Source organism: Tenacibaculum ascidiaceicola, assembly GCF_047470925.1.
GTDB lineage: Bacteria > Bacteroidota > Bacteroidia > Flavobacteriales > Flavobacteriaceae > Polaribacter > Polaribacter discolor.
In genome coordinates this window covers 360,749-386,636 of the sequence record NZ_JAZKJP010000012.1, presented here as the reverse complement: position 1 = coordinate 386,636, position 25,888 = coordinate 360,749, and the positions used below count along the sequence as shown (strand labels likewise).

Here is a 25,888-nt window from a genome sequence, read left to right as displayed (position 1 = left end):
AGTAATGGTTTTATTTTTATAACTATGAAAACTTTCTTTTGTATTCTCCTATTCTACTCCTCTTTTCTTTTGGCTCAAGAAAACAAAGATTATTTCTCCACAAGAGATACATTAATAGAAAAAGGAAGAAAAGCCTATTTTAGTAATAAACTTCCATTATTAAAAACAATCACGGTACAAGTCGATTCATTATATCAAAAAACAAAAGATTCCATTTTATTAGCTAAGTACTTTCATTTTAAAGCTCTCCAAAATAAGCTTACATTTAATAATGATAGTGCTTTTTATTATTACCATCGTTCAAAAGATATTTCTAAAAAAGTTAATGACTCTTTAGCAGTAGGTAGACGTCTATTAAGTATTGCTTACCTACAACGAGATGCTAAAGATTACTTAGGGAGTGAAATTAGTTTTGTTAGTGCTCTACAGTACTTAGAGCCAATAAATTCAAATATTTATACAGAGAGAGTATACAATGGATTAGGTCTAATATCTGAAGAATTAAATCAGCCTGAAGAAGCCTTAAGGTATTATAACATTGCTCTATCTTACAATAAATTAAACAAAAATGATACTGGACACATCTACATAATAAATAATATAGGATTACTATACCAAAAGCAAAAACAACATCAGAAAGCAATTAATTATTTTAAAAAAGGGTTATCTCAAGATAGTATCAAAGAAAAGTTTCCTATTCAATACGCCTTATTATTGGAAAATTTAGCGTTCAGTAATTACTCTTCAGGTAAGAAGGAAAACGTACTTAGACAATACGAAGAAGTCTTGTCGATAAGAGAAAAATTAAATGATTTAAGTAATTTGAGTATGTTACATATTAACATTTCTAACTATTACAAAGATTTAAATCAATTAAAAAAAGCTCACCACTATTCTAGCAAAGCTTTAAAATATGCTAAACAAACTCATAATAATAAAAAATGGTTAGAGGCATTACAAAACCTTTCGGTTTTAACTAATGGTGAACAGTCAAAACAATATCTACGAGAATATATTACGTTAAATGATAGTTTATTTCAAAACGAGCGTAGGTTAAAAAATCAATTTGCTAAAATTAGATACGAAACTGATAAAAAAGAAAAAGAAAACACTGTTTTAAAAACAGAAAACCAACAAAAACAAGCAGAAATACTTTATCATAAACAACAAAAAACAATAGGCTGGTTAGCTGCTGCAATTGGTCTTTTATTATTTGGTTTTAGTATTATGTTCTATTTTCAACGTAGAAGAAAATTATTATACCAAGCACAACTACAACAGGTACAAGTAAGGGAACATGAACGCAAACAAATTGCTAAATCTTTGCATGATGAGGTAGCAGGTGACCTACGCTTACTACATCGTAAGTTAGAAAAGTCTAATTTATTAGAGGAAGCTCAAAAATTAGATGCTGTAAAAGAAAATGTACGTAATTTATCACATCAATTAAGTAGTATTAGTTTTAATAAAGTTTCCTTTAAAAATCAAATTATTAATTTAGTGAGTGATTATTTTGAACCTGATTTTAAAATAAAGCTAAATGGATTGCAAAACTATAATTGGACTACTGTTGATAATTCTATAAAGCGTCTACTCTACCTAAGTACTCGAGAAAGCATACAAAATTGTAAAAAATACGCAAAGGCAAGTAAGATAATTATCAATTTTTCTGTACATAAAAAATACGTACATTTGAATATTGTTGATGATGGTATTGGTTTCGATACCAACATTAGTAAAAAAGGAATTGGTTTACAAAACCTACAAGAACGCATTGAAGAGTTAAACGGAACGTTAACCATTAATAGTGAAGTAGGTAAAGGAACCCAAACCGATATTCAAATACCCCTAAATGGCTGGACAAACAAAAATACTTTTAGTTGATGACCATCAGTTAATTCTTGAAGGAATTCTTTCGTATTTGAAAGATATAGATGGTTTAGAAATTGAAACGGCAAATTCATGTGACGAAGCTTTTTCTAAAATAAAATCAAGTTTAAGCGAAAATCCATTTCATATTGTTTTTACCGATTTAAGTTTTGACAATCAAAACAAAAATGTTGTTTTAGATGGTGGCGAGTCTTTTATAAAATCTATCCTCAAAGAAGAAATTCCAATTAAAGTAGGAGTAATTACAGGGCACTCTGAAACTAACAGAATTTTTAATGTAATACATAATTTAAATCCTTCTGCATATATCTTAAAAGGTAAGTGTAGCACTGACGAATTAACCTTTGCTATTCAAAAAATGTTGAAAGGTGAAGTATATTACACCCATGAAATTCATCAAAAACTCTTAAAGAGAGCCTTGGTAGAAATACAAATGGATGATATTGCTGTTCAAATTTTAAAAGAACTTCCTAAACATGCTAAGATTTCTAATCTAGAAGGTTTAATTAAAAAAAGTGATGGTTCATTAATAAAAGTCCGTTCTATAGAAAGTAAGCTATCTAAGCTAAGAACTGACCTACAAGCCAATAACAATACAGACCTAGTGTTAAAAGCAAAAGAATTAGGAATTATAGATTAGATTCTTTTGCGGAAATACGCATTTATTTTTACGGTTATCCCTTTTTATAGATTACAAGTAAAGAATACTTTCGCAAAAGAATTCAAAACCATTGTTGGGAAGAATCTTGAAAGAGAGAGAATATAGAAAAAGCCTTTAGATATCTAAAGGCTTTTTTCTTGGGAAACGGTTTCTTTTTGTGTTTTGCGGAAAACCACACTTTTTTTTGCGGAAATACCCTTTTTTAACCTTTAATCTCTCCTTACATTTGTGACATCTTCTTTTCAAGATTAATTGAAAAAAGACATTTAAGGGGAATAATGAACCTTCTAGAAATTCTAGAAGGTTTTTTTTATGCTCTTTCGGAAAATTGCACTTTTAACTTCGGAAATCCCGTTTTATACCTCTGATTATCAACATATCTTTGACATGTTCATTCTTTAATGACAATTAATTTAAGGGGAATTAAATTATTTTAAAAATGGGAAAATTATTACTACGCAAGACAAGCAAAGGCTTAAACACATTACTTTCAGTATTAGCTGAATTTGGTAAAGGAGCTGGATATGCTTTGAGACACTAAAAGTTAACTAACCAAACTTAAACGTGTAAACCTTCTAGAAATTCTAGAAGGTTTTTTTTATTACACATGACTAAAATTGTAAATTAGGCGTTCAATCATTTTATGCCTAAATGACTCAAAAATATATTATTGCTTTAGACCAAGGAACAACTAGCTGTCGTACAGTTATTCTTAATAAAGAAGAAGAAATTATTGCAAAAACTCAAGAAGAGTTTCAACAAATATTTCCTCAACCTGGTTGGGTAGAGCATGATGCCAACGAAATTTTACAAACTCAGTTAAAAACCTTACAACAAGCTCTTGAACAGGCTAAAATATTGCCTTCAGAAATAGCTGGAATAGGTATTACCAATCAACGTGAAACTACCGTTGTTTGGAATAAAAACACTGGCAAACCAATATATAATGCTATTGTTTGGCAAGACAAGCGAACTGCTAATACTTGTGAATTACTCAAAGAAACTGGACTTGAAAACTATGTTCGTAAAACTACTGGATTAGTAATTGATAGTTATTTTTCAGCTACTAAAATTCATTGGATTTTAAATAATGTAGATGGAGCTCAAGAAGATGCTGAAAAAGGGAATTTGTTATTTGGAACTATTGATTCTTGGCTTTTATGGAACCTAACCAATGGAAAAGTCCACGCTACTGATTATAGCAACGCTTCGCGTACCATGTTATATGATATAAAAAACTTGTGTTGGGATGAAACTTTAATAAAAGAGTTAAACATTCCAACTTCAATGTTACCAGAAGTAAAACCTTCTTCTTATCATTTTGGAAATTATAAATTAAATGGAGTTCAAATTCCAATTGCAGGTATTGCAGGAGATCAACAATCTGCCTTATTCGGACAAGCATGTTTTAAAAAAGGGGAGGCTAAAAACACCTACGGGACTGGATGCTTTATGTTGATGAACACAGGTGAAAACTTAGAATATTCTGAAAATGGTTTGATTTCCACTATTGCTTGGGGAATTAACAACAAAGTGTATTATGCTCTCGAAGGAAGTGTTTTTGTTGCTGGTTCTGCAATTCAATGGTTACGTGATGGACTACAAATTATCAATAGCGCAGAAGAAAGTGAGCTTTTTGCTGAAAAAGTTACTGAAGAAAACCCTGTTTATGTGGTTCCTGCTTTTGCTGGATTAGGTGCCCCGTATTGGGATATGTATGCACGAGGAGCTATTTTCGGTTTAACTCGTGATACTGGAAAAAACCATTTAATTAAAGCTACTTTGCAATCATTAGCCTATCAAACCAAAGACATTTTAGATGTTATGCAAAAAGACAGTATGCTACAGCTTTCTTCTTTAAAAGTTGATGGTGGGGCTTGTGTTAATAATTTATTGATGCAATTTCAAGCAGACATCTTAAATGTGGATGTGGAACGTCCTGAAGAAATTGAAACCACCGTTATGGGCGCAGCATATTTAGCTGGTTTCTGTGTTGGTTTTTGGCAACAAAACGATATTATTAATAAACGAAAAATAGATAAAACCTTCACTCCTTCTTTTCCTAAAGAAAAAAGAGAAAAACTATACCGTACTTGGCAAAAAGCTGTTGAACGCACTAAAGATTGGATTGACTAAAAAGAAAACAAATCATAAAAGTATTAGTTTTTTTATTCAAAAAAAATGAGCATTTTTGTAAAAAAACATGAAAAACTACCTTAATTATTTATTTATCAGCTTTTTATTAATACTCTTTAGTTGTAGTGACACTGACACCCTTCAAAAGGATCTACCAATAGCTATTAACACTACTACAAAAGAAAACTTAGAAATCACTTATACTACAATCAAAATTAGTGGAGAAGTAAAATCACTTGATGAAAACGAAATTATCAGTCAAGGAATTTGCTGGAGTACAAACCCAAATCCAACTATTTATGATAATATAATAACTGAAAATACTAATGTTTTTTCAAAAATAATTTCTAATTTAACTGCAAATACAACTTATTACTTCAAAATTTATGCAACTAATATTAATGGAACTGCATATAGTGAAGAAGTACCTTATACGACATCTTCTTTGGCTGGTACTACTTGGGACTTCCTATTAGTACATGATCCTACCAATCCTAATGAGTATTATGGTTATTGGCATGCAGATGTAACTTTCAATGAAGATGGAACTACTGTATATGATGAACCTGATTTCCCTGGCACATATACAACTTATGGGACATGGTCATTAGATGAAAATACTCTAAACTATGATTTAGATTCTTCAGAAGATTCAAATACAAGATACCAATTTAAAGGTATTATTACCAAAAACTCTATGGAAGGAACCTATAATTTTGGCTCTGAAAACAAAACATGGAGTGCTACAAAATATTAGACGTTTATAACCTTAATGCTTTTTAAACAATACTTATAAAGTTAAGGTATATTGAACGTACTAAAGATTGGATTGACTAAAAATAAAGAATCATGGCTAAGTTTTACGACAAAATAACAAATCGAGTTCAAAAATTTATTGAAGCTCAAAAGATGTTTTTTGTTGCTACAGCAGCAAAAGAAGGAAGAATTAATCTTTCACCAAAAGGAATGGACACCTTTAGAGTACTTAACGAGAATAAGGTTGCTTGGTTAAGCGTAACAGGTAGCGGAAACGAAACTTCAGCGCATTTGCTAAACGACAATCGAATAACTATCATGTTTTGTGCTTTTGAAAGTGCTCCAAATATACTCAGGCTATATGGAAAAGCTGAAGAAGTTCTTCCTACTCATGATAAGTGGAATAATTATGCTAATTTGTTTCCTAAACTTCCAGGTACTCGTCAAATATTTATTGTTTCTGTAGAAAGTGTGCAAACCTCTTGTGGAATGTCAATTCCTTTTTATGAATACCAAGGAGAACGAAATCAATTAAATGATTGGGCTACTGAAAAAGGTGAAGAAGGAATTAAACAATATTGGAACGACAGAAACCAAACTAGTATTGATGGTTTAAAAAGTGGCTTAGATTCTTAACTTTCTTTGCTTATAAGGTTTTTAATTTGAACACTAAACCTAATTTATAATCGTTTTAACAATCAACACATTAACAATATACGCTGCTAAACAATTATTATACTATGAAAAAAAGCTTCCTGTCTTTATCTGTTTTCCTTACTCTATTTTTAATATCCTGTACAAAAGAGGAGTCTAAGGTAATTGAAGAACCTTCAGAAAATATTTTGTTTTTTGATGACTTTGAAAAAGGTGATTTATCTAAAACAGAAAATAATGTTAGCTATGGTAGCAGTACCTACTCATCTGTTTCTAATAAAGTAAAGAAAGGTGGAGAGTACTCCCTTCAGTTTTACTATAAAGGCGGATTATCAGGAGAAGACGCTTTTGCTGAGCAAAGAATATCCTATCCAAATACTGGAGAGTTGTGGATAAAGTATGATCTTTACATCCCTAATAATTATACTCATCGTAAAGAAGAAAACTCAGCTAGCAACAATAAATTTTTAGCAGTTTATAAAAGTGATTATCGATATCCAGGTTTTCATGTAAATTGGTCATTATCTCCAAATAATACAGGAGGTTCTAATTTAACCCTACATAGATACAGAAATGGAACCGAGCAACCAAGCATATCACCTTCAGGGGGCTTAGGTACTAATTTTATTACCGAAGACGATCATGGAAAGTGGATTCACATTATGGCTAGAGTTAAAGCTCCAAGTAGTGAAGAAGCTACTGATGGAGTAATGCAACTATGGAAAAATGACGTTCTGGTTTGTGATGAAAAAGCACTTAATATGTATGGTGGTATTGATGAAAACTTTATGAACGAAATGTATTTAATGGGCTGGTCGAACTCTGGGTACTTAGAAGATACTATTTTTTATATAGATAATCTATCTTTAAGTTACTCTTCATTTTAATACAGGGCACTTAAATATTCATAAACTAAATAATACTAGACAGATAAGACTTAAACCAAACTAGTTTTTACGGTTTCGATACATTATTAAAAGAAGAAACATCTTTCTAATTTATTTAATAAAATCTCTTCATTTTTTCAAAACCCTGATAAAAATCATGTTTTAACTTAAACTATGCTTGTATTTTTGAGACAGTAAAGTATAAGAAGAAATGGTAGAATTAATGAACATCCCAATGGTATCTTGGACAAACGGAACCATTATGATGGTTATTTTCGGTTTGGTTTGTATAGGTTTAGTAACTGCTCTTTTAATTCTTGTTAATGGTGGCAAGAAGAAAGAGTAGGTAAATTTTAGTTTTAATAGTTGATTGAAGAAGCACTCTTTAATAATGTGTTAGTGGTTTAACGTTTGAGTGCTTCTTCTTCTTTTTATTTAAATGCATTTAATCCTGTAATATCTAATCCTGTGATTAATAGATGAACATCATGCGTTCCTTCATAGGTTATTACACTTTCTAAATTCATTGCGTGTCTCATAATTGAGTACTCTCCAGAAATTCCCATTGCTCCTAACACTTGTCTTGCTTCTCGAGCTATTTTTAATGCCATATCAACATTATTTCGCTTCGCCATAGATATTTGAGCAGATGTAGCACGACCTTCATTTTTTAATACTCCCAATCGCCATGTTAATAGCTGTGCTTTTGTAATTTCTGTAATCATTTCAGCTAGTTTTTTTTGTTGCAACTGAAATTGACCTATTGGTTTTCCAAATTGTGTGCGTTCTTTCGCATAACGTAACGCCGTATCATAACAATCCATCGCAGCACCAATAGCTCCCCAAGCAATACCATAACGCGCAGAGTCAAGACACAACAAAGGTGCTCCTAATCCTGATTTATTTGGCAATAAGTTTTCTTTTGGAACTTTAACATTGTCAAAAATTAACTCACCTGTAATTGATGCTCTTAACGACCATTTGTTATGAGTTTCTGGTGTAGAAAAACCTTCCATACCACGTTCTACTATCAAACCATGAATACGTCCTTCTTCGTTTTTTGCCCATACAACTGCTACGTTACAAATTGGCGCATTTGAAATCCACATTTTTGCTCCATTCAATAAATAATGATCTCCCATGTCTTTAAACTTGGTTTCCATTCCTCCAGGGTTACTACCGTGATTTGGTTCAGTTAACCCAAAACTTCCCATCCATTCACCAGAAGCTAGTTTTGGTAAGTATTTTTGTCTTTGTGCTTCGGTTCCGTAGTTATAAATAGGTCCCATAACAAGAGAAGACTGTACTGAAGCAGTAGATCGAATTCCACTATCACCCCTTTCTAGCTCTTGCATAATTAACCCGTAAGAAATTTGATCTAACCCTGCACCTCCATACTTTTCAGGAATATAAGATCCGAAAGCTCCCACTTCTGCCAATCCGTTAATTAATTCCTTCGGAAATTCTGCACGTTGTGCATACTCTTCAATAATTGGAGATAGGTTTTTCTTAACCCATTCGCGAGCTGTGTTCCGAACAAGTTTATGTTCATCGGTTAATAAATCGTCTACTTGATAATAATCTGGGGCTTGAAATAAATCAGACTTCATAAATATGTTTTAAAATTAATTTTACCAATTGTATAAGAGAAGTATAAAATTAATCGCGGTTTGATTTTATTTGGTTTCTTAAAAGAATTATTTCAAAAATACTTAAAAAAATGGTTATTAGTGCAGGTTTGCGTATGTTTGTACTAATGAGATTTACTTTAGGAAAAGAGGAGCGTTTAAAAAGCAAAAAGCTCATAGGAAGATTATATGAGGAGGGAAAGGTGATAAAAGTTTTTCCACTAAGAATGGTATATATACAAACCGAACACACCTCTAAGTTCCCTGCACAAGTTGGAGTTTCTGTACCTAAACGTAACTTTAAAAAAGCCGTGGATAGAAACCGTATAAAACGGTTACTTCGCGAAACATACCGTAAAGAAAAGCATACTATTTATGAGACTGTAGATAAACCGTATGTGTTTATGATTTCTTATCTTGCAAGAGATGAATGGAAATATGCCGATTTAGAGCATAAAATGAAGAAATTATTAACACAGTTTATTACAGAAGTTACTCAAGATGAAAAATAGAAAATTCCTTTTTTTTGGCTCACTCATTGTAATCTCTCTTTTCTTTTCTTTTCAATCTCGTTTTTTTGAGATTGCTAAACAAATTGAAATTTACAACAACCTTTTTAAAGAGTTAAACATTAATTATATTGATGAAATTAACCCAGGAGATTTAACTGACAAAGCGATAAAAAACACGCTTAAAAATTTAGATCCTTATACCAATTTTTATAACGAACAAGATGTTGAAGATGCGCGTATTCGTCGTGAAGGTGAATATGGAGGTATTGGTATTTCTACATTTTATACTAAAAAAGGAATTGTAGTTTCTGAAGTTTACAAAGGTTTTTCGGCCGATAAAGCTGGCTTAAAAGCAGGTGATATTATTACCAATGTAAACGGACAAGAATTAGATACCTTAGAAAGAAGTCAGTTTTCTCAAATGCTAAAAGGAGTACCAGGAAAAGAACTTTCTTTAAAGATAGAAAGGAATAATCTTACAAAAAATGTTTCTGTAAAACTTGATAAAGTTATTTTAGACCCTGTTCCTTTTTATGATATGATTGATAACGAAACAGGATATATTGTTTTAACACGATTTATCAGTCAAAAAGCTACCGAAAGTGTTGTAAACGCATTTGGTGACCTAAAAAAAAGAGGAATGAAAAAATTAGTGTTTGACTTAAGATATAACCCTGGAGGCTCTTTATTTGATGCAATAAACATTACTAATTTATTTATTCCCAAAGGTTTGAAAGTTGTAGATACTCGTGGAAAAACTCAAAAAAACAGTAGAACTTATAAAACAAATAGAGAACCTTTAGATGCTGAAATTCCTATTGTAGTATTAATAAATGGTCGATCGGCTTCTGCTTCAGAAATTGTTTCTGGTGCTTTACAAGACTATGACAGAGCTGTAATTATGGGTGAGCGTTCTTTTGGAAAAGGACTGGTGCAACGTTACTTTGATTTGAGTTACGGAACACAAATGAAAATCACAATTTCTAAATATTACACTCCTAGCGGGCGCTGTATTCAGGAATTAGATTATGCTAATAGAGATTCAAAAACAGGAAAAGTACCTAAGTTTTCGGATACTACTCTTAATGAGTTTACAACTCAAAATGGACGAAAAGTATACGATGGAGGTGGTGTAACTCCTGATGTAGAAAGTGAATTTTCTAAAAAAACAAAAGAAACAGATGAACTACTAAAATCAAGAGCTATTTTTAATTTTGTAACTGATTTCACACATCAAAACCCTAATTTATCTGCTGAAAACTATACTTTCTCATCTACAAACTTTAATCAATTTAAAGAATATTTGCTTCGTAAAGACACCGCTTTTGTATCTAAAGAAGAAAAACTTTTCCAAGAAGCATATGAATCAGTAGAAAACAATAATAAAATTACTTCAGAATATAACACGATTATCCAACAATTAAAAGCCACTAAAGTTGCTAAAGTTTTAGTAAATGAAGATATTTTATCAAGAGAAATTGAAAATGAAATTGTTGAACGTTATGCATATAAAGAAGGAATGTATAAGCATTTATTTAAAAATGATATTACTATAAAAAATGCCGTTAACTTGCTAAATAGCCCTAAAAAATATAGCAGTATTTTAAAAAAATAGCTTCTTTAACATAATTTGTATATTTGTACTTTAAAAACATATGTCAAAACCTATCCTAAAAGAACGTACAAGAGCCCAAGAATCTACAAATGCTATTGAGCGTTTATACATTTCAATGCGACACTTATTTAGTCGCGGTTTTTACAAGCCAATGGGTGTTTCTGGTGAAACGTTACGTAAATCACTTTTATCTTTACGTCCAGAAATTTATGGTTCAATTGCAGAAAATAAAACTGAATTAAACGGACTGGTATACGTTATTGAACGTTTGCCTGAAGGAATTGAAGAATGTCAGTTTATTTATTTAACTGCTGATGAAGGGTATCGTAACTCTAAGTTCAAGGCAATTATTCCTCCTAAAAGAAGAAGAAACTGCTATCGTATTGACAAGAACCAAATGAATATTGAAATTACCAGAGGACGATCTGAAATTTACGATATTCTTACACACTTGACATTTTTATTTATTGAATCTCATAAAATTAAAGACCGTGTAGTTTTTAATAATGGAGAAAGTTTTATTCGTGAATGGTTACAACTGGAAGATATTGTAATACATAATAAAACACTTACCGATGAGGAAAAAGATGTAATTGTTGTACATCTTGGTAATATTTTAGGAAGAACTTACGATGAAGTATATGATGCATACAACACGTTTGCAACAGAAGAGAATCCAAATAGATTTTTCCATCTAATTTATTGGTTAGGTAAGCTTGCTATTAATGAAGCCTTATACGACCAAAAACGCTCTATTAAATTCAGTTCTGTTTTAATTGAAGAAATTGGACACCATTATTATGGAGAAATATGGGCTAACAACATTAAAAAAGTGTTGTTAGACAACGGATTAATAGAACGTCCTATTCATATCATCAGTGCAAATATGCACAGTGTAATGAATAGTATCTATGCCCAAAATGCTTTACCAAAAGAAGCTAAAAAACATAAAGATTTTCAACTTTTTGAAGTATTGAGTAATACCAACAGTAGTGCTTTACAGTCTGCCGTTAAAAATTATGCTTCAGAAAACGGGTTAATTTATATTAAAGACACTTCAGGAACCAACATCAATGTTCAGGTAATTGATACAGGAAAAATTGATTTTGAAACGAATTCTTTTAACAAAGTTAATTCTGTTGGAGAAGATCCTGTAATTATTGTAATGGATTATGCATTTGGTGAACAGGCTTTTGAAACTATGGACGAACTTTTAAAGCCATACAAAACAAAAGGAGATAAAATTCATCTAGATGTTCAGTCTGTTTCAATTATGGGTAAAGCTGGTATTTTAGAAGGTGGTAAAGGAGATATTATGATTCCTTCTTCACATATTTTTGAAGGTACTGCTGATAACTATCCATTTAAAAACGAATTATCAAAAGAAGATTTAGAAGGTTTTGGTGTTCAAGTTTTTGATGGAGCTATGATTACTGTATTAGGAACATCATTACAAAATAAAGATTTATTACGATTCTTTCATGATTCTACTTGGGATGTAATCGGACTAGAAATGGAAGGAGCGCATTATCAAAAAGCGATTCAATCTGCCTCAAAAATTAGAGGTAATATTTCAGAAAATGTGAAAGTACGCTACGCTTACTATGCTTCTGATAATCCTCTAGAAACTGGTGCTACACTTGCTTCTGGCGGACTTGGAATGAGCGGAGTAACACCAACTTACGCTATTACACAAAAAATACTAGAGCAAATATTTTAGTTGCAAAGCGACAATGAAATAATAAAAAAAGGCTCCTTTTGTTCAAAAAGAGGCCTTTTTTGTTTTTTCTACAATTTTAAAGACAGGTTTTGCTCATAGCCTTTTTTCTTATTTTATATTTGCACTCACAATACAACAACACACAACAATGAATATTCTAATTTTAGGATCGGGCGGTAGAGAACACGCCTTTGCTAAAAAACTTTCAGAAAGTACTAAAATCAGCAACCTTTATGTTGCTCCAGGTAACGCAGGAACTGATGCTATTGCTACGAATTTAGCTATCAATCCAACTGATTTTGCACAGGTAAAAGAAACTGTTTTACAACACGATATTAATATGGTAGTTGTAGGCCCTGAAGCTCCTTTAGTAGAAGGGGTTCACGACTTTTTCTTAGCAGATGAAGAGTTAAAAAACATCCCTGTAATTGGACCTAAAAAAGACGGTGCTTTATTAGAAGGAAGTAAAGATTTTTCGAAGCAGTTTATGGAAAAACATAATATTCCAACAGCTCGCTACCAATCTTTTACTACTGATACTTTAGCTGAAGGAAAAAAATTCTTAGAAACATTAGATGCTCCGTATGTATTGAAAGCTGACGGATTAGCTGCTGGAAAGGGAGTTTTAATTTTAAATGACTTAGAGGAGGCAAAAGCTGAGTTAGAAGAAATGCTTTCTAATCAAAAGTTTGGAAGTGCTTCATCAACTGTAGTTATTGAAGAATTTTTAAAAGGAATAGAATTATCTGTTTTCGTATTAACAGATGGAAAGAATTATAAAATTTTACCTTCTGCTAAAGATTACAAACGTATTGGAGAAGGTGATACAGGACTAAATACAGGCGGTATGGGAGCAATTTCTCCTGTTCCTTTTGCAACGGATGATTTTTTAACGAAAGTGGAAGAATTGGTCGTTAAACCAACAATAGACGGTTTACAAAAAGATGGAATAGATTATAGAGGGTTTATTTTTATCGGATTGATGAACGATAACGGAAATCCATCTGTAGTTGAGTATAATGTTCGTATGGGAGATCCTGAAACTGAAGTGGTGTTACCACGTATTCAATCAGACTTACTAGATTTATTTGAAGGTGTTGCTACGCAAACCTTAGGAGATAAATCATACGAAGTTACCCCACAAACAGCAACGACTGTGATGTTAGTTTCGGGTGGATACCCTGAAGCTTATGAAAAAGGAAAAGAAATTACAGGTTTTAATACTGTAGATGATTCTATCGTTTTTCATGCAGGAACCACTTTAAAAGATGGTAAAGTTGTTACGAGCGGTGGACGTGTTATGGCAATTACTTCTTTTGGAAACTCTATGGAGGAAGCCTTAGAAAAATCGTATAAAAGCATCGACAAAATATCTTTTGATAAAATGAATTATCGAAAAGATATCGGATTCGATTTAAAATAATAATAAAAAAAGGAGTTGGTAACCAACTCCTTTTTTTATTTCATTGCCTTTTCTAGTGTAAAAGAGAACTCAGAACCTTCTCCGTGTACACTCTTTAAAAGAATAGTTTCGTTATGCGCTTCAATAATGTGTTTTACAATAGAAAGCCCTAAACCTGAACCTCCTTGTTCACGTGAACGACTTTGATCTACACGATAAAAACGTTCAAATAAACGAGATATGTGTTCTTGTTTTATTCCTTCACCGTTATCATTTATTTTAATAATAAGTTTATGCTGATTATACGGTTCAACACTCACTGTGGTGATACCTCCTACTTTACCGTACTTAATAGAGTTTACAATAAGATTTATAAGTACTTGTTCAATCCTTTCTACATCTCCTTTTACCAAATGAGGAAAATCATATACACGATCAAAGCGTAGCGTAATATTTCTTTTTTTAGCTTTCATTTCAAACAAATCGAACACATTTTGAATCAGTTCAATAATATTGAACGTTTGCATGTTCATTTTCATTCCCTCAGTTTCTAACTTAGCAATCATATCTAAGTCTTTTACAATTGAGGTTAGCCTCTCTACTCCTTTGTTTGCTCTTTCTAAATATTTTTCAAGGATTTCTTTGTCATCAGCAGCTCCTTCAATTAATGTTAAAATATATCCTTGTACTGTAAAAAGTGGTGTTTTAAGCTCATGAGCCACATTTCCTAAGAAGTCTCGACGAAATGAATCGCGTTGTGTTAAATTCGCTATCTCTTCACTCTTTCCTTCAACATATTCTTGTACACTTTTTGTTAAAGCCTCTACATCTGTTGTTACTTTTTTTCGCTTTAAATCGTTAACATCTAAAATAGAAATATCTTCATACATCTTTTTTACTCGTTGATAAATAAAGTGTTCAGCTCTGTATTGAATTACAAAAAAAGAGACAATAAACATTGCTACTCCAAAAATAACAATGGTTACAACACCTAGGCTATTTAATAAAAGTAAATACGATAATACTGCTATAACTATAGATAATAGTGTTGAGTATAATGCCGACCACAGTGCGTAATTATAGGTTTTTTTTATTTTTTTCATCTGTTTTTTCTATTATTCTTTTAAATGTCAGATGTAATTCGCCATTAATTATCTTGTGAAGTATCAAGAATTATTATAGCTCATTTCATGATAAAAAAATAGATTGCTAGCTAGCAATCTACTTATTAATTTTTGAGTTTAAAAATTATTTGTCTGTTTCGTCTAGCACAAACTTGTATCCAACTCCTTTTACCGTTTTAAAATAGTGATCTCCTATTTTCTCACGGAGTTTACGTATGTGTACATCTATTGTTCTTCCTCCTACAACTACTTCATTTCCCCAAACGCTATCTAAAATAACTTCTCTTTTAAATACTTTTCCTGGCTTTGAAGTTAAAAGAGAGAATAGTTCAAATTCCTTTCTTGGTAAAGATATTTTTTCTTCTCCTTTGAAAACTACATATTCGTCTCTATTGATTACAATATCTCCAATTTTTGTAGTGGTATCTGCTTTTTCCTCAGTCTTTAAACGACGTAGTAAAGATTTTACCTTACTTATTAGTACTTTTGGTTTTACTGGTTTGGTTATATAATCATCTGCTCCAGCGTCAAAACCTGCTACTTGTGAGTAGTCTTCTCCTCTAGCGGTTAAAAAAGAGATTATAACATCTTCCAAAGATTTTATATTTCTAATTTTTTCACATGCTTCGATACCATCCATTTCAGGCATCATAATATCTAATAAGATTAAATGTGGAGTTACTTTTTTTGCTGTTTTTACAGCTTCTGCACCATTACTTGCAGTAAAAACCTGATATCCTTCTGATTTTAAATTGTATCCTACAATTTCTAAAATATCTGGTTCATCATCAACTAGTAAAATTTTAATGTCGCTAGTGTTCATTATTCATTTTTATTGTGTTACCCAAAAGTAATCATAAAAAAGTAAACCCTTTGTGTACATGCTTAACTTAACGTTCATTTAATATTTACTAAACTTTTGCTTAAAAGAAATAAGGAAAAATCTTTTGCTTTTCTTTTTTTGCAGTTTTTGTATCTTTATACAAATTGTTTCCTATGAAAATTATTTCTTCCCTTGGAGAAATTACTTCCAAGGCTAAAGATGCCTTTAAACGATTTCCTATAACCCTTTCATGGGCAATAGTAGGTACGTTATTTACTTTATTTACGATTGAAGCAAATACTTTTGACAATGCTTTTAACGGTAAGGTTATTTTAATTTTTATTCTAGGAATAAGCTGGTTAATTGCTACTCGTTTTTTTGAAGAACAGTTTAAAAAAGACAATACCTGGGTATTCTTACTAACTCTCGGTTTTCTACTCTTATTTTATTTTAGTGTTGATATTGATGGTTCAGAGATTTATCAAAACTCTATCACCCGTTTTGTACTTTACTTTATAACTGGGCATTTGCTTGTAATGGTTGCTCCTTTTGTATTTAGTTGGAATAAATCCGCTTATTTTAATTATTTAAAATCTGTTTTTATAGCACTCTTTAGAAGTTTATTTTTCTCCCTAATATTATATTTAGGTATTGTGTTAGCATTACTCGCTATAAAACACTTGTTTAATGTTGATTTTAAAGGAGATCGTTTTTTTCAGGTTTTTGTGCTTTGTATAGGAATTGTAAATACATGGATTTACCTTTCTGATTTTCCTAAGGATGTTCATAACCAACTTGCTATTAACTACACCAAAGCTTTAGAGGTACTGGTTAAGTATATCTTAATTCCATTAGTAATTTTATACCTCATCATTTTATATGCCTATAGCTTAAAAATAGTAATCAATTGGAACTTACCTAAAGGATGGGTTTCTTATTTAGTTATTGCTCTTTCTTTTTTAGGATTTATCGTTCAAATACTTATCAACCCTATTCAAAAAACCATAGATTCTCGCACAATTAAAAAATTTCATCCTTGGTTTTATTATTTGTTATTACCTTTAATAGCCTTGCTTTTTGTCGCTATTTTCAGGCGTATTAACGAATATGGCATTACCGAAAACCGTTATTTCGTATTTATTTTAGCTTGTTGGATCTTAGCCATGACCTTATACATACTTTTTAGTAAACGTAAAAAAATTAAGGTATTTCCTTTTAGTTTAGCTGTTATTTCTTTTCTTATTTCTTTTGGTTTTTGGGGTGCTTTTTCGATATCAACAAAGAGTCAACTTCTTCAATTTGAAAAAGTATATACTGACATTAAAAATAATGATTTCACTACCTCTTTTGAAAAGAAAAATCAATTACGTTCTATTATTAGGTATTTAAATAATAAACATGAGTTAGATAAAGTAGAAAGTGTTTTAGGCTATAATCCAAAAACAGTATTTAAAACCGAAAGTAATTGGCAACTACAAAATAAATTAATGGATAGTTTAAATATTAAAGTAACTAACAATCCTTATAAAGGATACCAAAACAATTACTATAATGTTGATGAACAAAACTTAACCATTAACACCAAGAACTACGATATTTTAAAAAAAATATTTCTTAATAGTTATAATAAAGAAACTACAATTCAGGAATATCGTTTTTATTTAAGTGAAAAACTTAATACTATTAAAGTTTTAAAAGGTGATACTTCTATTGGTGAGATTGATTGCTCTAGTATGATTAAAAAACTTAAATCTCAAGAAAAGAATTACAATATATCACCTAATTTAATGACAGTTGAACATCATTTTAAAACACTAAGTGTAAAGTTTATTTTCAAAAGTATTACCTTATCAAAAATAGATGATGATGCCACCGAAAATTATTTATCTAACGCTGATATTTATGCTTTAATTAAAGAAAAAAATGCTGAATAAAATCAACTTACAAAACATCTTGTTTTTAGATATTGAAACCGTTCCTGAAGTAGAATTATTTGCTGATTTATCTCCTGAAATGCAAGAGTTATATGCTTTGAAAACACAATACCAACGTAAAGATGAATTTACTCCTGAAGAGTTTTATCATCGAGCTGGTATTTGGGCTGAGTTTGGAAAAATAATCTGTATTTCTGTAGGGTATTTTGTAGAACGTAAGGGGGTAAACCAATTTCGGATTACTTCTTTTTATGGTGATAATGAGCATAAACTTTTGGTTGATTTTAAAAATTTATTAGATACACATTTTAACCATCCAAACCATCTATTATGTGCGCACAACGGTAAAGAATTTGATTTTCCATATATAGCACGACGTATGATTATCAATCGAATTGACTTACCTAGTAAACTCAATTTATTTGGAAAAAAGCCTTGGGAGGTTCCGCATTTAGATACTTTAGACCTATGGAAATTTGGCGATTATAAACACTATACTTCTTTAAAATTACTTACCGCTATTTTAGGAATTCCATCACCCAAACAAGATATTGATGGTAGCGAAGTTGCTAATGTTTATTACCAAGAAAAAAACCTATCGCGTATTGTCGAATATTGCGAACGAGATACCGTAGCGGTAGCTCAACTTTTATTACGGTTTTTAAATAAGCCTTTATTGGAAGATGCACAAATAGTCCGTGTATAAGCAAATTCTTTTCGAGTTATGTTCAAAATTTTTAAAAAAATGTAAGAAAATATTATTAATTGTTGTCGTATATATTATATTTGTGTCATCATTAAATTTTTAGTTATGACACTAACACAAAAACAAGCTACCATAGCATTTGGTATTTTAATGGCCTTCTTTATGGCTTTGGCAATGTCTTTTATCATGGTTCTCATAAACGTAGGTATGGTACCTTCCTTTTTTATACTATGGATGAAAAGCTTTCTAATTGGATTTCTCGTTGCTGTTCCTACTTCTATGATTGCGGCACCTGTTTCGAAAAAATTATTGAAAAGACTCACATATAATGGATAACAAAAAACCTAAATACTGGATTATCACAGCTTCAAAAGAACATGTTAAAAATGGTATAAAGGGTGGCTTTGCTCAAGCTTGTCATGGTAAAGCAGCGCCTTTACAAAAAATGAAAACAAACGATTTTGTAATCTATTACTCTAGTAAACAGTTTTTCAATAAAAAAGACAAATGTCAGGAGTTTACCGCTATTGGAAAGGTACAAAATGGTACAGTTTATCCATTTGAAATATCTCCAAATTTTTGTCCTTTTCGTTTAGATATTAATTTTTTTAATGCAAAAGATATACCTATTTTGCCACTTATTAACGATTTAGAGTTTATAGTAAACAAACAAAAGTGGGGGTATCCTTTTCGTTGGGGGACATTAGAAATAAGTGAACCTGATTTTAAACTCATTTCAAGCCACATGCTTTATGAAGAACACCATTAATTTTAACTTTGAAAATCCAAATGAAAACCTAGGCTATTTACTTTGGCAAACTACTATGCTTTGGCAACGACAAATGAATAGAGCCTTAGATGAAATTGGATTAACACATACACAGTTTGTAATTTTAATGGCTTTAGCATGGCTTTTAAAAACTTCGGAAGAGGTCACTCAAAAAGAGATTGCTGATCACAGTAATACCGACAGAATGATGGTGTCTAAAATCTTACGAACATTACAAAAAAATAAACTTATAGAAAGAAAGGAACACAAAACCGACACAAGGGCAAAATGTGTTTTTTTAACGCAGACAGGAATCGAAGTATTGCAAAAAGCTATCGACATTAAGACGGCTGCTAACAACCTTTTCTTTTCGAAACTAACAGATAAAAAACAATTTGCTCAACAACTGAAATTAATCATTGAATAAGTGTTATTCAACAAAGCAAGATTACATCGGCTAATCTTCCAACTTCATTGAAAGTTCAAACCAACGCTCTTCTTTTTCTTCTAAGCTTTCTATAATTTCTTGTAGTTCTAAAGATTTTTCATTGATATCATCCATCGCTATTTCTCCGTTGGTGAATTGCGCTTCTAATTTTACTTTCTTTTTTTGTAACCTTTCAATATCAACCTCTAGTTGACCAAACTCTCGTTTTTCGTTATAACTTAACTTTCCTTTTTTAGATGTTTTTTCTTGCTTTTCAGCTACTTTCTTCTCTTCTTTAGGTTCTGGTGGCAAAGAGCTTTCATATGCTCTGTAATCAGAGTAATTTCCTGGAAAATTTTCTACTTCTCCATTTCCTTTAAAAACAAATAAGCCATCAACTATTTTATCCATAAAATAACGGTCGTGTGACACTACCATTAAGTTTCCAGGGTAATCCAATAAGAAACTTTCTAATACATTTAGGGTTACCACATCCAAATCGTTGGTAGGCTCATCAAGAATTAAAAAGTTAGGGTTTTGAATTAAAACAGCACAGAGGTACAAACGCTTCTGCTCTCCTCCACTTAATTTTTCGACAAAATCATATTGCTTTTTTCTATCAAATAAAAAGCGTTCTAATAACTGAGCTGCAGAAATTCTTCTTCCTTTGGTTAACGGAATTTCTTCTCCAAACTCTTTAATAACTTCTATTACTTTTTGTCCTTCTTTTATTTGGATTCCTTTTTGAGTGTAGTAACCAAATTTTACCGTTTCTCCAACAATTACTTTACCTCCATCTACAGGAATTTTGCCTGTTAGTATGTTTAAGAAAGAGGATTTCCCTGTTCCGTTTTTTCCGATAACTCCTATACGCTCTCCTCGTTTAAAAACATAGTCAAATCCATCTAAAATAACTTTATCTCCAAAGTTCTTTTTTAGTTTATGAAGCTCTACTATTTTACTTCCTAAACGCTCCATGTTAATTTCTAGCTGAACTTCATGCTCTTTTCTTCGTTGATGTGCTTTTTCTTTAATTTGGAAAAAGTCATCAATACGTGATTTAGATTTGGTAGTACGTGCTTTAGGCTGACGACGCATCCAGTCCAATTCTTTTTTAAACAAGCTTTTTGCTTTGCTTAAGTTTGTTGCTTCTAAAGCTAATCGTTCTTCTTTGTTTTGAAGGTAATATGAGTAGTTTCCTTTGTATTTGTATAGTTTTCCGTTATCTAATTCTATAATCTCATTACACACACGTTCTAAAAAATAACGATCGTGTGTTACCATGAATAAGGTTATTTTTTCCTTAGCGAAAAATGCTTCTAACCACTCAATCATTTCCAAATCTAAATGGTTGGTTGGCTCATCAAGTATTAATAAATCAGGTTTATTAATTAGAATGATTGCTAACGATAGTCGTTTTTTTTGTCCTCCAGAAAGCTTTCCTACTTTTTGTGACAAATCATCAAGCTTTAACTTAGAAAGAATTTGCTTGTATTGTGTTTCAAAATCCCACGCATTATGCTGCTCCATCAACTCAAATGCTTTTTGATAGCTTTCAGTATCATCAGGATTTTGTAATGCTTTTTCGTACTGCTGAATAATTGGAAGAATAGTATTTTCTGTAGAGAAAATAGTTTCTTCTATAGTTAAGTCGGGATCCAAATCATCATCTTGTGCTAGATAAGCAATATTAATTCCTTTTCTACTGATAACTTGGCCTTCATCTGGTGTATCTTTTCCTGCAATTATGTTTAAAATAGAGGTTTTTCCACTACCATTTTTAGCAACAAAGGCTATTTTTTGGTCTTTATTAATTCCAAAAGAAATATCTTCAAATAAGACCTTTTCGCCATACGATTTTGCTATGTTTTCTACTGATAGGTAATTCATTCTCTAAAATTTTATGCAAAGAAACAAAAAACCCGAGCAATTGCTCGGGTTTTGTTATAATTAAAAGAAAAGCTATTATTTCTTCATTAATTTAATGGTTTCTGATTTTTTACCATCGTTCGCCTCTAATAAATAAATTCCTGTTTTTAAATTAGAAACATTTACAGTACCATTAACTGTTTTTCCTGTTAATACAACTCTACCAATTGTATTTGTTATTTTATAACTTACATTTTCGTTGCTTCCAAATTTTACAGTAACATTACTTATTGCTGGATTTGGGTATGCTGTTAAGCTCGATTTTGCTTCTCTATCTAATGGTTCAGCAAACTCATCACTTGTACCTGATACTGCTACTGAAGATGATGAGTTAACAATATTAACTGTATAATCTTCTACTTCTCCATCTGCAAAAGTTTCACAAGCTGTTGATGCTCCATTGTACTTCATAGATACACGCATTCTTGTTTGTCCTAATAGCGCACTTGATGGAATAGATATGCTTGCTGATCTATTTGCTGCTGTACTAGAAGAACCTAAAGATGTTTGTTCACTACTTTCAAAAGTTCCGTTACGGTTATAATCAATCCAAACCGTAAAATACTCAGTATATGAAGAACCACTAAATCCTGCACTTACAATGATTTGGTTTGTTGTTCCTTGAGTAACTGTTGCAACTTTATTCGTGAAATCACCATACCCTCCATTTGCAGAAGTTGTATTTGTCATTCCTCCAAAAGAAACATAATCTATCCACTCATAAGTAACTCTATTTCCTTTTGAAGAACAATAGCTAACAACATTATCTAATGTAGTTACATTTACCGTATTACTTGCTGAAGAAATATTTCCTGCTGCATCTTTTGCTTTTACTGAGAAAGTATAAGCTGTATTAGCTGTTAACCCTGTTACATTGTAAGATGTTGTTGTAACAGTTGTTAATTTAGTTGCTCCTTGATATACGTCATATCCTGTAACACCTACATTGTCTGTTGATGCTGTCCATGATAAGGTTAACGTAGTTTGTGCTACACTTGATGAAGCTAAACTACTAGGTGCAGTTGGTGCTTGAGTATCTGCTATTGCAGCTCCAATATTTACTGTATAGTCTTCTACTTCACCGTAAGAGAATGATGCCTCACAAGCTGTTGGTGTTGCATTATACTTCATAACGATTCTCATTCTTGTTGCTCCATCTAAAGCTGAACTTGGTACTGTAAACGATGTGCTTACAGGAGTGTCTTTAGATTTAGCTTTTGTCCACACTGTTTCTCCTGCATCAGAAAAATCTCCATCTTGGTTGTAATCAATCCAAACACCATATCCTTCATCATAACTACTTCCTGTCCAAGTTGGTGTAATTGTAATTGTATTTGATTTTCCTTTTTCTAAATCTGTAGAAATTGCAGTATGATCAGAGTATCCATTTCCTCCTCCTGAAGAATTATCGATACTTCCTAATTGAACTCTTCCAATATATTCATCAGAAACACTATCTCCTTTAGAAGTACAATACGTAATTGTTGCTGCTGTAGTAGTTGCGTTTACGGTATTACTATCTCCTGAAATATTTCCTGCTGCATCTTTTGCCTTTACAGTAAAAGTATACGCTGTACTTGCTGTTAATCCGGTTACATTATATGAAGTAGTTGTTGAACTTCCTATTTTAGTTGCTCCTTGATATACATCATACCCTGTTACTTCAATATTGTCTGTTGAAGCTGTCCAATTTAACGTTAAACTTGTTGCTGTTATAGAGCTTGCTGCTAAACTAGTTGGAGCAGACGGTGCTTCAGTATCAGCAGCAGCATTACTAGTAAATGAACCTGTAAACACTCCTCTACCGTATGTAGAAGCAATTACTTTATTTGTTGTATGATCTCCACTTACATTCCAATAATCAAATGAAGTAACACTAACATCGCTCATTCCATTATATGCTTGATTCCAGTTAGGGTTTGCATCATTAAAATTAGATGTTGACCAAACTCCTAATTGAGTTGCTAAAATAGCTTCAGTTCTGTCTAATGGATTTTGTAAAATATCTCTTACAGGAATATTTGGTAGGTTTCCTTCTTTGCTTACCCAATTCGCTCCTCCATCTGAAGTAGCCCAAACACTTGTTACCCCGTAGTTATGTATCGTTACGAAAATATCATCTTCAGTAGCTCCAAATCTTACTGAAGATACCGAACCAACAAAAGGTGTATTTATGTTTGACCATGTAGCATTAGAATTAGTAACGTTTGTTAACTTTAATAGTTTACCATTCGCTAATCCTACAAACCATGCATTATTTGTAAAAGGAGATGCTTGAAAAGCTGTTGGACTTGCGTCTAATAATGCATTTGTAATATTTCCTTTTGAATTTGATGCTACATTAATACTCAATATTGAGTTAGCAGAACTTGTTGATGCATTTGATAATAGACGATTTGCATCATTATCATACCCCATAGGGTTTACAAAATCTCCTGTGTTTTGATCACTTGATAACGTTGTTGCTCCTCCTTGCTGTCTACCTAAACCATTCCAAGGTAAGCTAAACCTATATATTACATTATTTACATACGTAGCAATCATATAGTCTCCATCTTTATCAACGAAAGTGTAGAATCCGTCACCATCACTTAATTGAGTAGAGCTATTAATTCCTGCGACTGCATTTCTAAATGCTTGTGTACCGTTATCTTGTGCTCCTGCACTAAAAATTCCGTCAACATCTCCTGCTCCATCAGGACCAATACCTGCTTTTACAAACTGAGTTACATTATAACCTTTGTTTCTTACACTAATTGTACTTCCAGCATTTCCTGAATAATAGATTCCTCCATCATTACCGAATAATATTTTAGAAGAGTCATTATTTCCAAAAGCCATTGAGTGTTGATCTGCATGAACATTTTGATGACCAAAACCTCCGTACCAGTGTGATAATTGAGACCAAGAAGAACCTCCGTTTGTGGTTTTAAATAAGTCGATACCTCCAACATATACAATATTATCATTTGTTGGATCTGCTTCAATTACTAAGTCATAAAACGCTTGTCCTCGACAAAAATCGTTTGCCGAAATGTTTGTATCTGCATCATTTGGTAATGATGTTGCGCTTGCTGTTGAAAAAGCATTTGTTGTTTTATAAATATGAACAGGCGCTGTACTTGTTGTTCCTTGTGTTAATGCATAAATCTTATTTGCATCAGTAGCAGAAGGTTCAATTTCTACTCTATTAGATTCAGTTAATGGAGATGCAGCCGCTTCTGTCCAAGTACCTCCATTTGTAGAGCTAAATACTCTACCTCCACCTTCTCCTAAGGCAGAAGCAATTGTACCCATCCATAAAGTATTGTTAGCACTTACCTCTAAATCATTAGCTATATAATAATAGTCTTTTCCTCCAAAAGTATACTTCATATTAGCAGATTCTATTCTACTCCAATTTGCCCCGTTATCTGTAGAACGATATAATCCAGCAGATTGTAATCCTAACCAATTTCTAGGACTAGAAGAATCTCCGTACACGTGTGCTCCTACTGCAACGAATAATTCTGTTGAAGTTCCATTATCCCATGCTAACACATCGTTTACGAAATGAACTCCTGATAAGAAAACATTACTTGCATTGTAATTAATAATTGCATCTCCTGCTGCTGGTATATTAACCGCATTCCATGTTGTACCTCCATCGGTAGTTACATAAACACCGTTTCCTACCACATCACCTGCTGTGTATTGTTCTCCTGTACCTACATACCATCTATTAGAGTTTCTTGGATCTACTGTGATAGAAGTTACAGATAAATTTCCTGGTACATTTTGTACTCTTGTCCATTGTGAGTTAGCATTACTGATATCAGTATTTTTCCATAAACCTCCACTTACTCCACCTGCATATACAGTGTTATTTGTAGCGTCATTTGGATCAAATAAAACAACTCTTGTACGTCCTCCTACATTATTAGGCCCTCTTTCTGCCCAAGAATTTCCATTATCTCCTGGACTTTTTTGTTGTGCTCTCTTTTTCAACAGATCTTCTCTTAATCCTGCTAAACTTCCATCTTCCATTTTTCCTGTAGCTGGATTCATGGTGAGTAACTGCATTTGATCAAAATACCTGTTAGGTGGTAACCCTCTAAGTTTTCTTTCTTTTTTCCCCCATTTTAACGATTCATTTAAAGGACTTTCCTTTAAAAAAGTACTATGTACTTTACGTTGTTCGGCCAGTTTATCAGCAACATCTTGCTTTTTAAGATAATCTGAACCAATAATTGAAACTGCTGCAACAGACAGACCTCCAATTAGAAATTTAAACTTTTTGTTCATTTGAATCAATTTAAGTTGAATAATTAAGTTT

General features: G+C 31.9%; 21 protein-coding genes. 16 read left to right on the top strand and 5 right to left on the bottom strand.

The genetic code is table 11. From position 1 onward, the window contains the following. Positions 1 to 24 precede the first annotated feature (24 nt). The 7 genes from VBY68_RS13845 (at position 25) to VBY68_RS13815 (ending at position 7,330) form a co-directional block, all read left to right on the top strand. On the top strand, positions 25 to 1,884 hold the full coding sequence (locus VBY68_RS13845) for a tetratricopeptide repeat-containing sensor histidine kinase (RefSeq protein WP_415270056.1): 1,860 nt from the start codon (positions 25 to 27) through the stop codon (positions 1,882 to 1,884). Beyond that, entirely contained in the window at positions 1,853 to 2,530 is a 678-nt protein-coding gene (locus VBY68_RS13840; RefSeq protein WP_099214882.1) for a response regulator, read from the top strand. Before VBY68_RS13845 ends, VBY68_RS13840 begins: the two co-directional genes overlap by 32 nt. Before the next feature lie 672 nt (positions 2,531 to 3,202). Continuing rightward, positions 3,203 to 4,687 carry a glycerol kinase GlpK gene (gene glpK / locus VBY68_RS13835; protein WP_273694988.1) on the top strand — a complete coding sequence of 495 codons (1,485 nt, stop codon included), beginning with the start codon at positions 3,203 to 3,205 and terminating at the stop codon, positions 4,685 to 4,687. Positions 4,688 to 4,754: 67 nt separating this feature from the next. Then, positions 4,755 to 5,444 carry a hypothetical protein gene (locus VBY68_RS13830; protein WP_415270055.1) on the top strand — a complete coding sequence of 230 codons (690 nt, stop codon included), beginning with the start codon at positions 4,755 to 4,757 and terminating at the stop codon, positions 5,442 to 5,444. A gap of 92 nt (positions 5,445 to 5,536) precedes the next feature. Continuing rightward, a complete protein-coding gene (locus VBY68_RS13825) occupies positions 5,537 to 6,079 on the top strand; it encodes a pyridoxamine 5'-phosphate oxidase family protein (RefSeq protein ID WP_099214884.1) in 543 nt (180 codons plus the stop codon). 104 nt (positions 6,080 to 6,183) lie between these two features. Continuing rightward, a complete protein-coding gene (locus tag VBY68_RS13820) occupies positions 6,184 to 6,984 on the top strand; it encodes a heparin lyase I family protein (RefSeq protein ID WP_124587824.1) in 801 nt (266 codons plus the stop codon). A gap of 211 nt (positions 6,985 to 7,195) precedes the next feature. Then, positions 7,196 to 7,330, top strand: coding sequence for a hypothetical protein (locus tag VBY68_RS13815; RefSeq protein ID WP_255406688.1), 135 nt, complete (start codon positions 7,196 to 7,198; stop codon positions 7,328 to 7,330). Positions 7,331 to 7,415: 85 nt separating this feature from the next. Here the strand turns inward: VBY68_RS13815 and VBY68_RS13810 are convergent, their stop codons facing one another. Beyond that, positions 7,416 to 8,594 (bottom strand): acyl-CoA dehydrogenase family protein, encoded by a 1,179-nt coding sequence (locus VBY68_RS13810; RefSeq protein ID WP_099214886.1) that lies wholly within the window; start codon positions 8,592 to 8,594, stop codon positions 7,416 to 7,418. A 110-nt stretch (positions 8,595 to 8,704) separates the two neighbouring features. Between VBY68_RS13810 and rnpA the strand changes: the two genes are divergently transcribed. The 4 genes from rnpA (at position 8,705) to purD (ending at position 13,882) form a co-directional block, all read left to right on the top strand. After that, the gene (gene rnpA, locus VBY68_RS13805) at positions 8,705 to 9,124 is read left to right on the top strand and encodes a ribonuclease P protein component (protein WP_237270775.1); all 420 of its coding nucleotides are present in this window, start codon (positions 8,705 to 8,707) and stop codon (positions 9,122 to 9,124) included. After that, positions 9,114 to 10,739 carry a S41 family peptidase gene (locus VBY68_RS13800; protein ID WP_415270054.1) on the top strand — a complete coding sequence of 542 codons (1,626 nt, stop codon included), beginning with the start codon at positions 9,114 to 9,116 and terminating at the stop codon, positions 10,737 to 10,739. Before rnpA ends, VBY68_RS13800 begins: the two co-directional genes overlap by 11 nt. 40 nt (positions 10,740 to 10,779) lie before the next feature. Next, positions 10,780 to 12,459: a DUF6909 family protein gene (locus tag VBY68_RS13795; RefSeq protein WP_124587829.1), complete on the top strand. Its 1,680-nt coding sequence runs from the start codon at positions 10,780 to 10,782 to the stop codon at positions 12,457 to 12,459. 148 nt (positions 12,460 to 12,607) lie between these two features. Continuing rightward, positions 12,608 to 13,882, top strand: a complete 1,275-nt coding sequence (gene purD, locus VBY68_RS13790; RefSeq protein WP_415270053.1) for a phosphoribosylamine--glycine ligase — start codon at positions 12,608 to 12,610, stop codon at positions 13,880 to 13,882. A 35-nt stretch (positions 13,883 to 13,917) separates the two neighbouring features. On the opposite strand, the gene VBY68_RS13785 is transcribed toward purD, so the two are convergent. Further along, the gene (locus VBY68_RS13785; protein ID WP_415270052.1) at positions 13,918 to 14,964 is read right to left on the bottom strand and encodes a sensor histidine kinase; all 1,047 of its coding nucleotides are present in this window, start codon (positions 14,962 to 14,964) and stop codon (positions 13,918 to 13,920) included. A gap of 145 nt (positions 14,965 to 15,109) precedes the next feature. After that, positions 15,110 to 15,808, bottom strand: a complete 699-nt coding sequence (locus VBY68_RS13780) for a response regulator transcription factor (protein ID WP_099214891.1) — start codon at positions 15,806 to 15,808, stop codon at positions 15,110 to 15,112. A 173-nt stretch (positions 15,809 to 15,981) separates the two neighbouring features. Here VBY68_RS13780 and VBY68_RS13775 point away from each other — a divergent pair, with 173 nt between their 5' ends. The 5 genes from VBY68_RS13775 (at position 15,982) to VBY68_RS13755 (ending at position 19,644) form a co-directional block, all read left to right on the top strand. Then, complete coding sequence (locus tag VBY68_RS13775) at positions 15,982 to 17,742, top strand: DUF4153 domain-containing protein (RefSeq protein ID WP_415270051.1); 1,761 nt, start codon at positions 15,982 to 15,984, stop codon at positions 17,740 to 17,742. After that, a complete protein-coding gene (locus VBY68_RS13770; RefSeq protein ID WP_415270050.1) occupies positions 17,732 to 18,448 on the top strand; it encodes a 3'-5' exonuclease in 717 nt (238 codons plus the stop codon). The genes VBY68_RS13775 and VBY68_RS13770 overlap by 11 nt, the downstream gene beginning before the upstream one ends. 105 nt (positions 18,449 to 18,553) lie before the next feature. Continuing rightward, positions 18,554 to 18,784 carry a DUF2798 domain-containing protein gene (locus VBY68_RS13765; protein ID WP_415270049.1) on the top strand — a complete coding sequence of 77 codons (231 nt, stop codon included), beginning with the start codon at positions 18,554 to 18,556 and terminating at the stop codon, positions 18,782 to 18,784. After that, entirely contained in the window at positions 18,777 to 19,217 is a 441-nt protein-coding gene (locus tag VBY68_RS13760; protein ID WP_273694980.1) for an EVE domain-containing protein, read from the top strand. Before VBY68_RS13765 ends, VBY68_RS13760 begins: the two co-directional genes overlap by 8 nt. After that, positions 19,201 to 19,644 (top strand): MarR family winged helix-turn-helix transcriptional regulator, encoded by a 444-nt coding sequence (locus tag VBY68_RS13755; RefSeq protein ID WP_099214896.1) that lies wholly within the window; start codon positions 19,201 to 19,203, stop codon positions 19,642 to 19,644. Before VBY68_RS13760 ends, VBY68_RS13755 begins: the two co-directional genes overlap by 17 nt. A 30-nt stretch (positions 19,645 to 19,674) precedes the next feature. Here the strand turns inward: VBY68_RS13755 and VBY68_RS13750 are convergent, their stop codons facing one another. Beyond that, positions 19,675 to 21,534 carry an ABC-F family ATP-binding cassette domain-containing protein gene (locus tag VBY68_RS13750; protein WP_121146445.1) on the bottom strand — a complete coding sequence of 620 codons (1,860 nt, stop codon included), beginning with the start codon at positions 21,532 to 21,534 and terminating at the stop codon, positions 19,675 to 19,677. A gap of 75 nt (positions 21,535 to 21,609) precedes the next feature. After that, positions 21,610 to 25,857, bottom strand: coding sequence for a GEVED domain-containing protein (locus VBY68_RS13745; RefSeq protein WP_415270048.1), 4,248 nt, complete (start codon positions 25,855 to 25,857; stop codon positions 21,610 to 21,612). Positions 25,858 to 25,888: the final 31 nt, after the last annotated feature.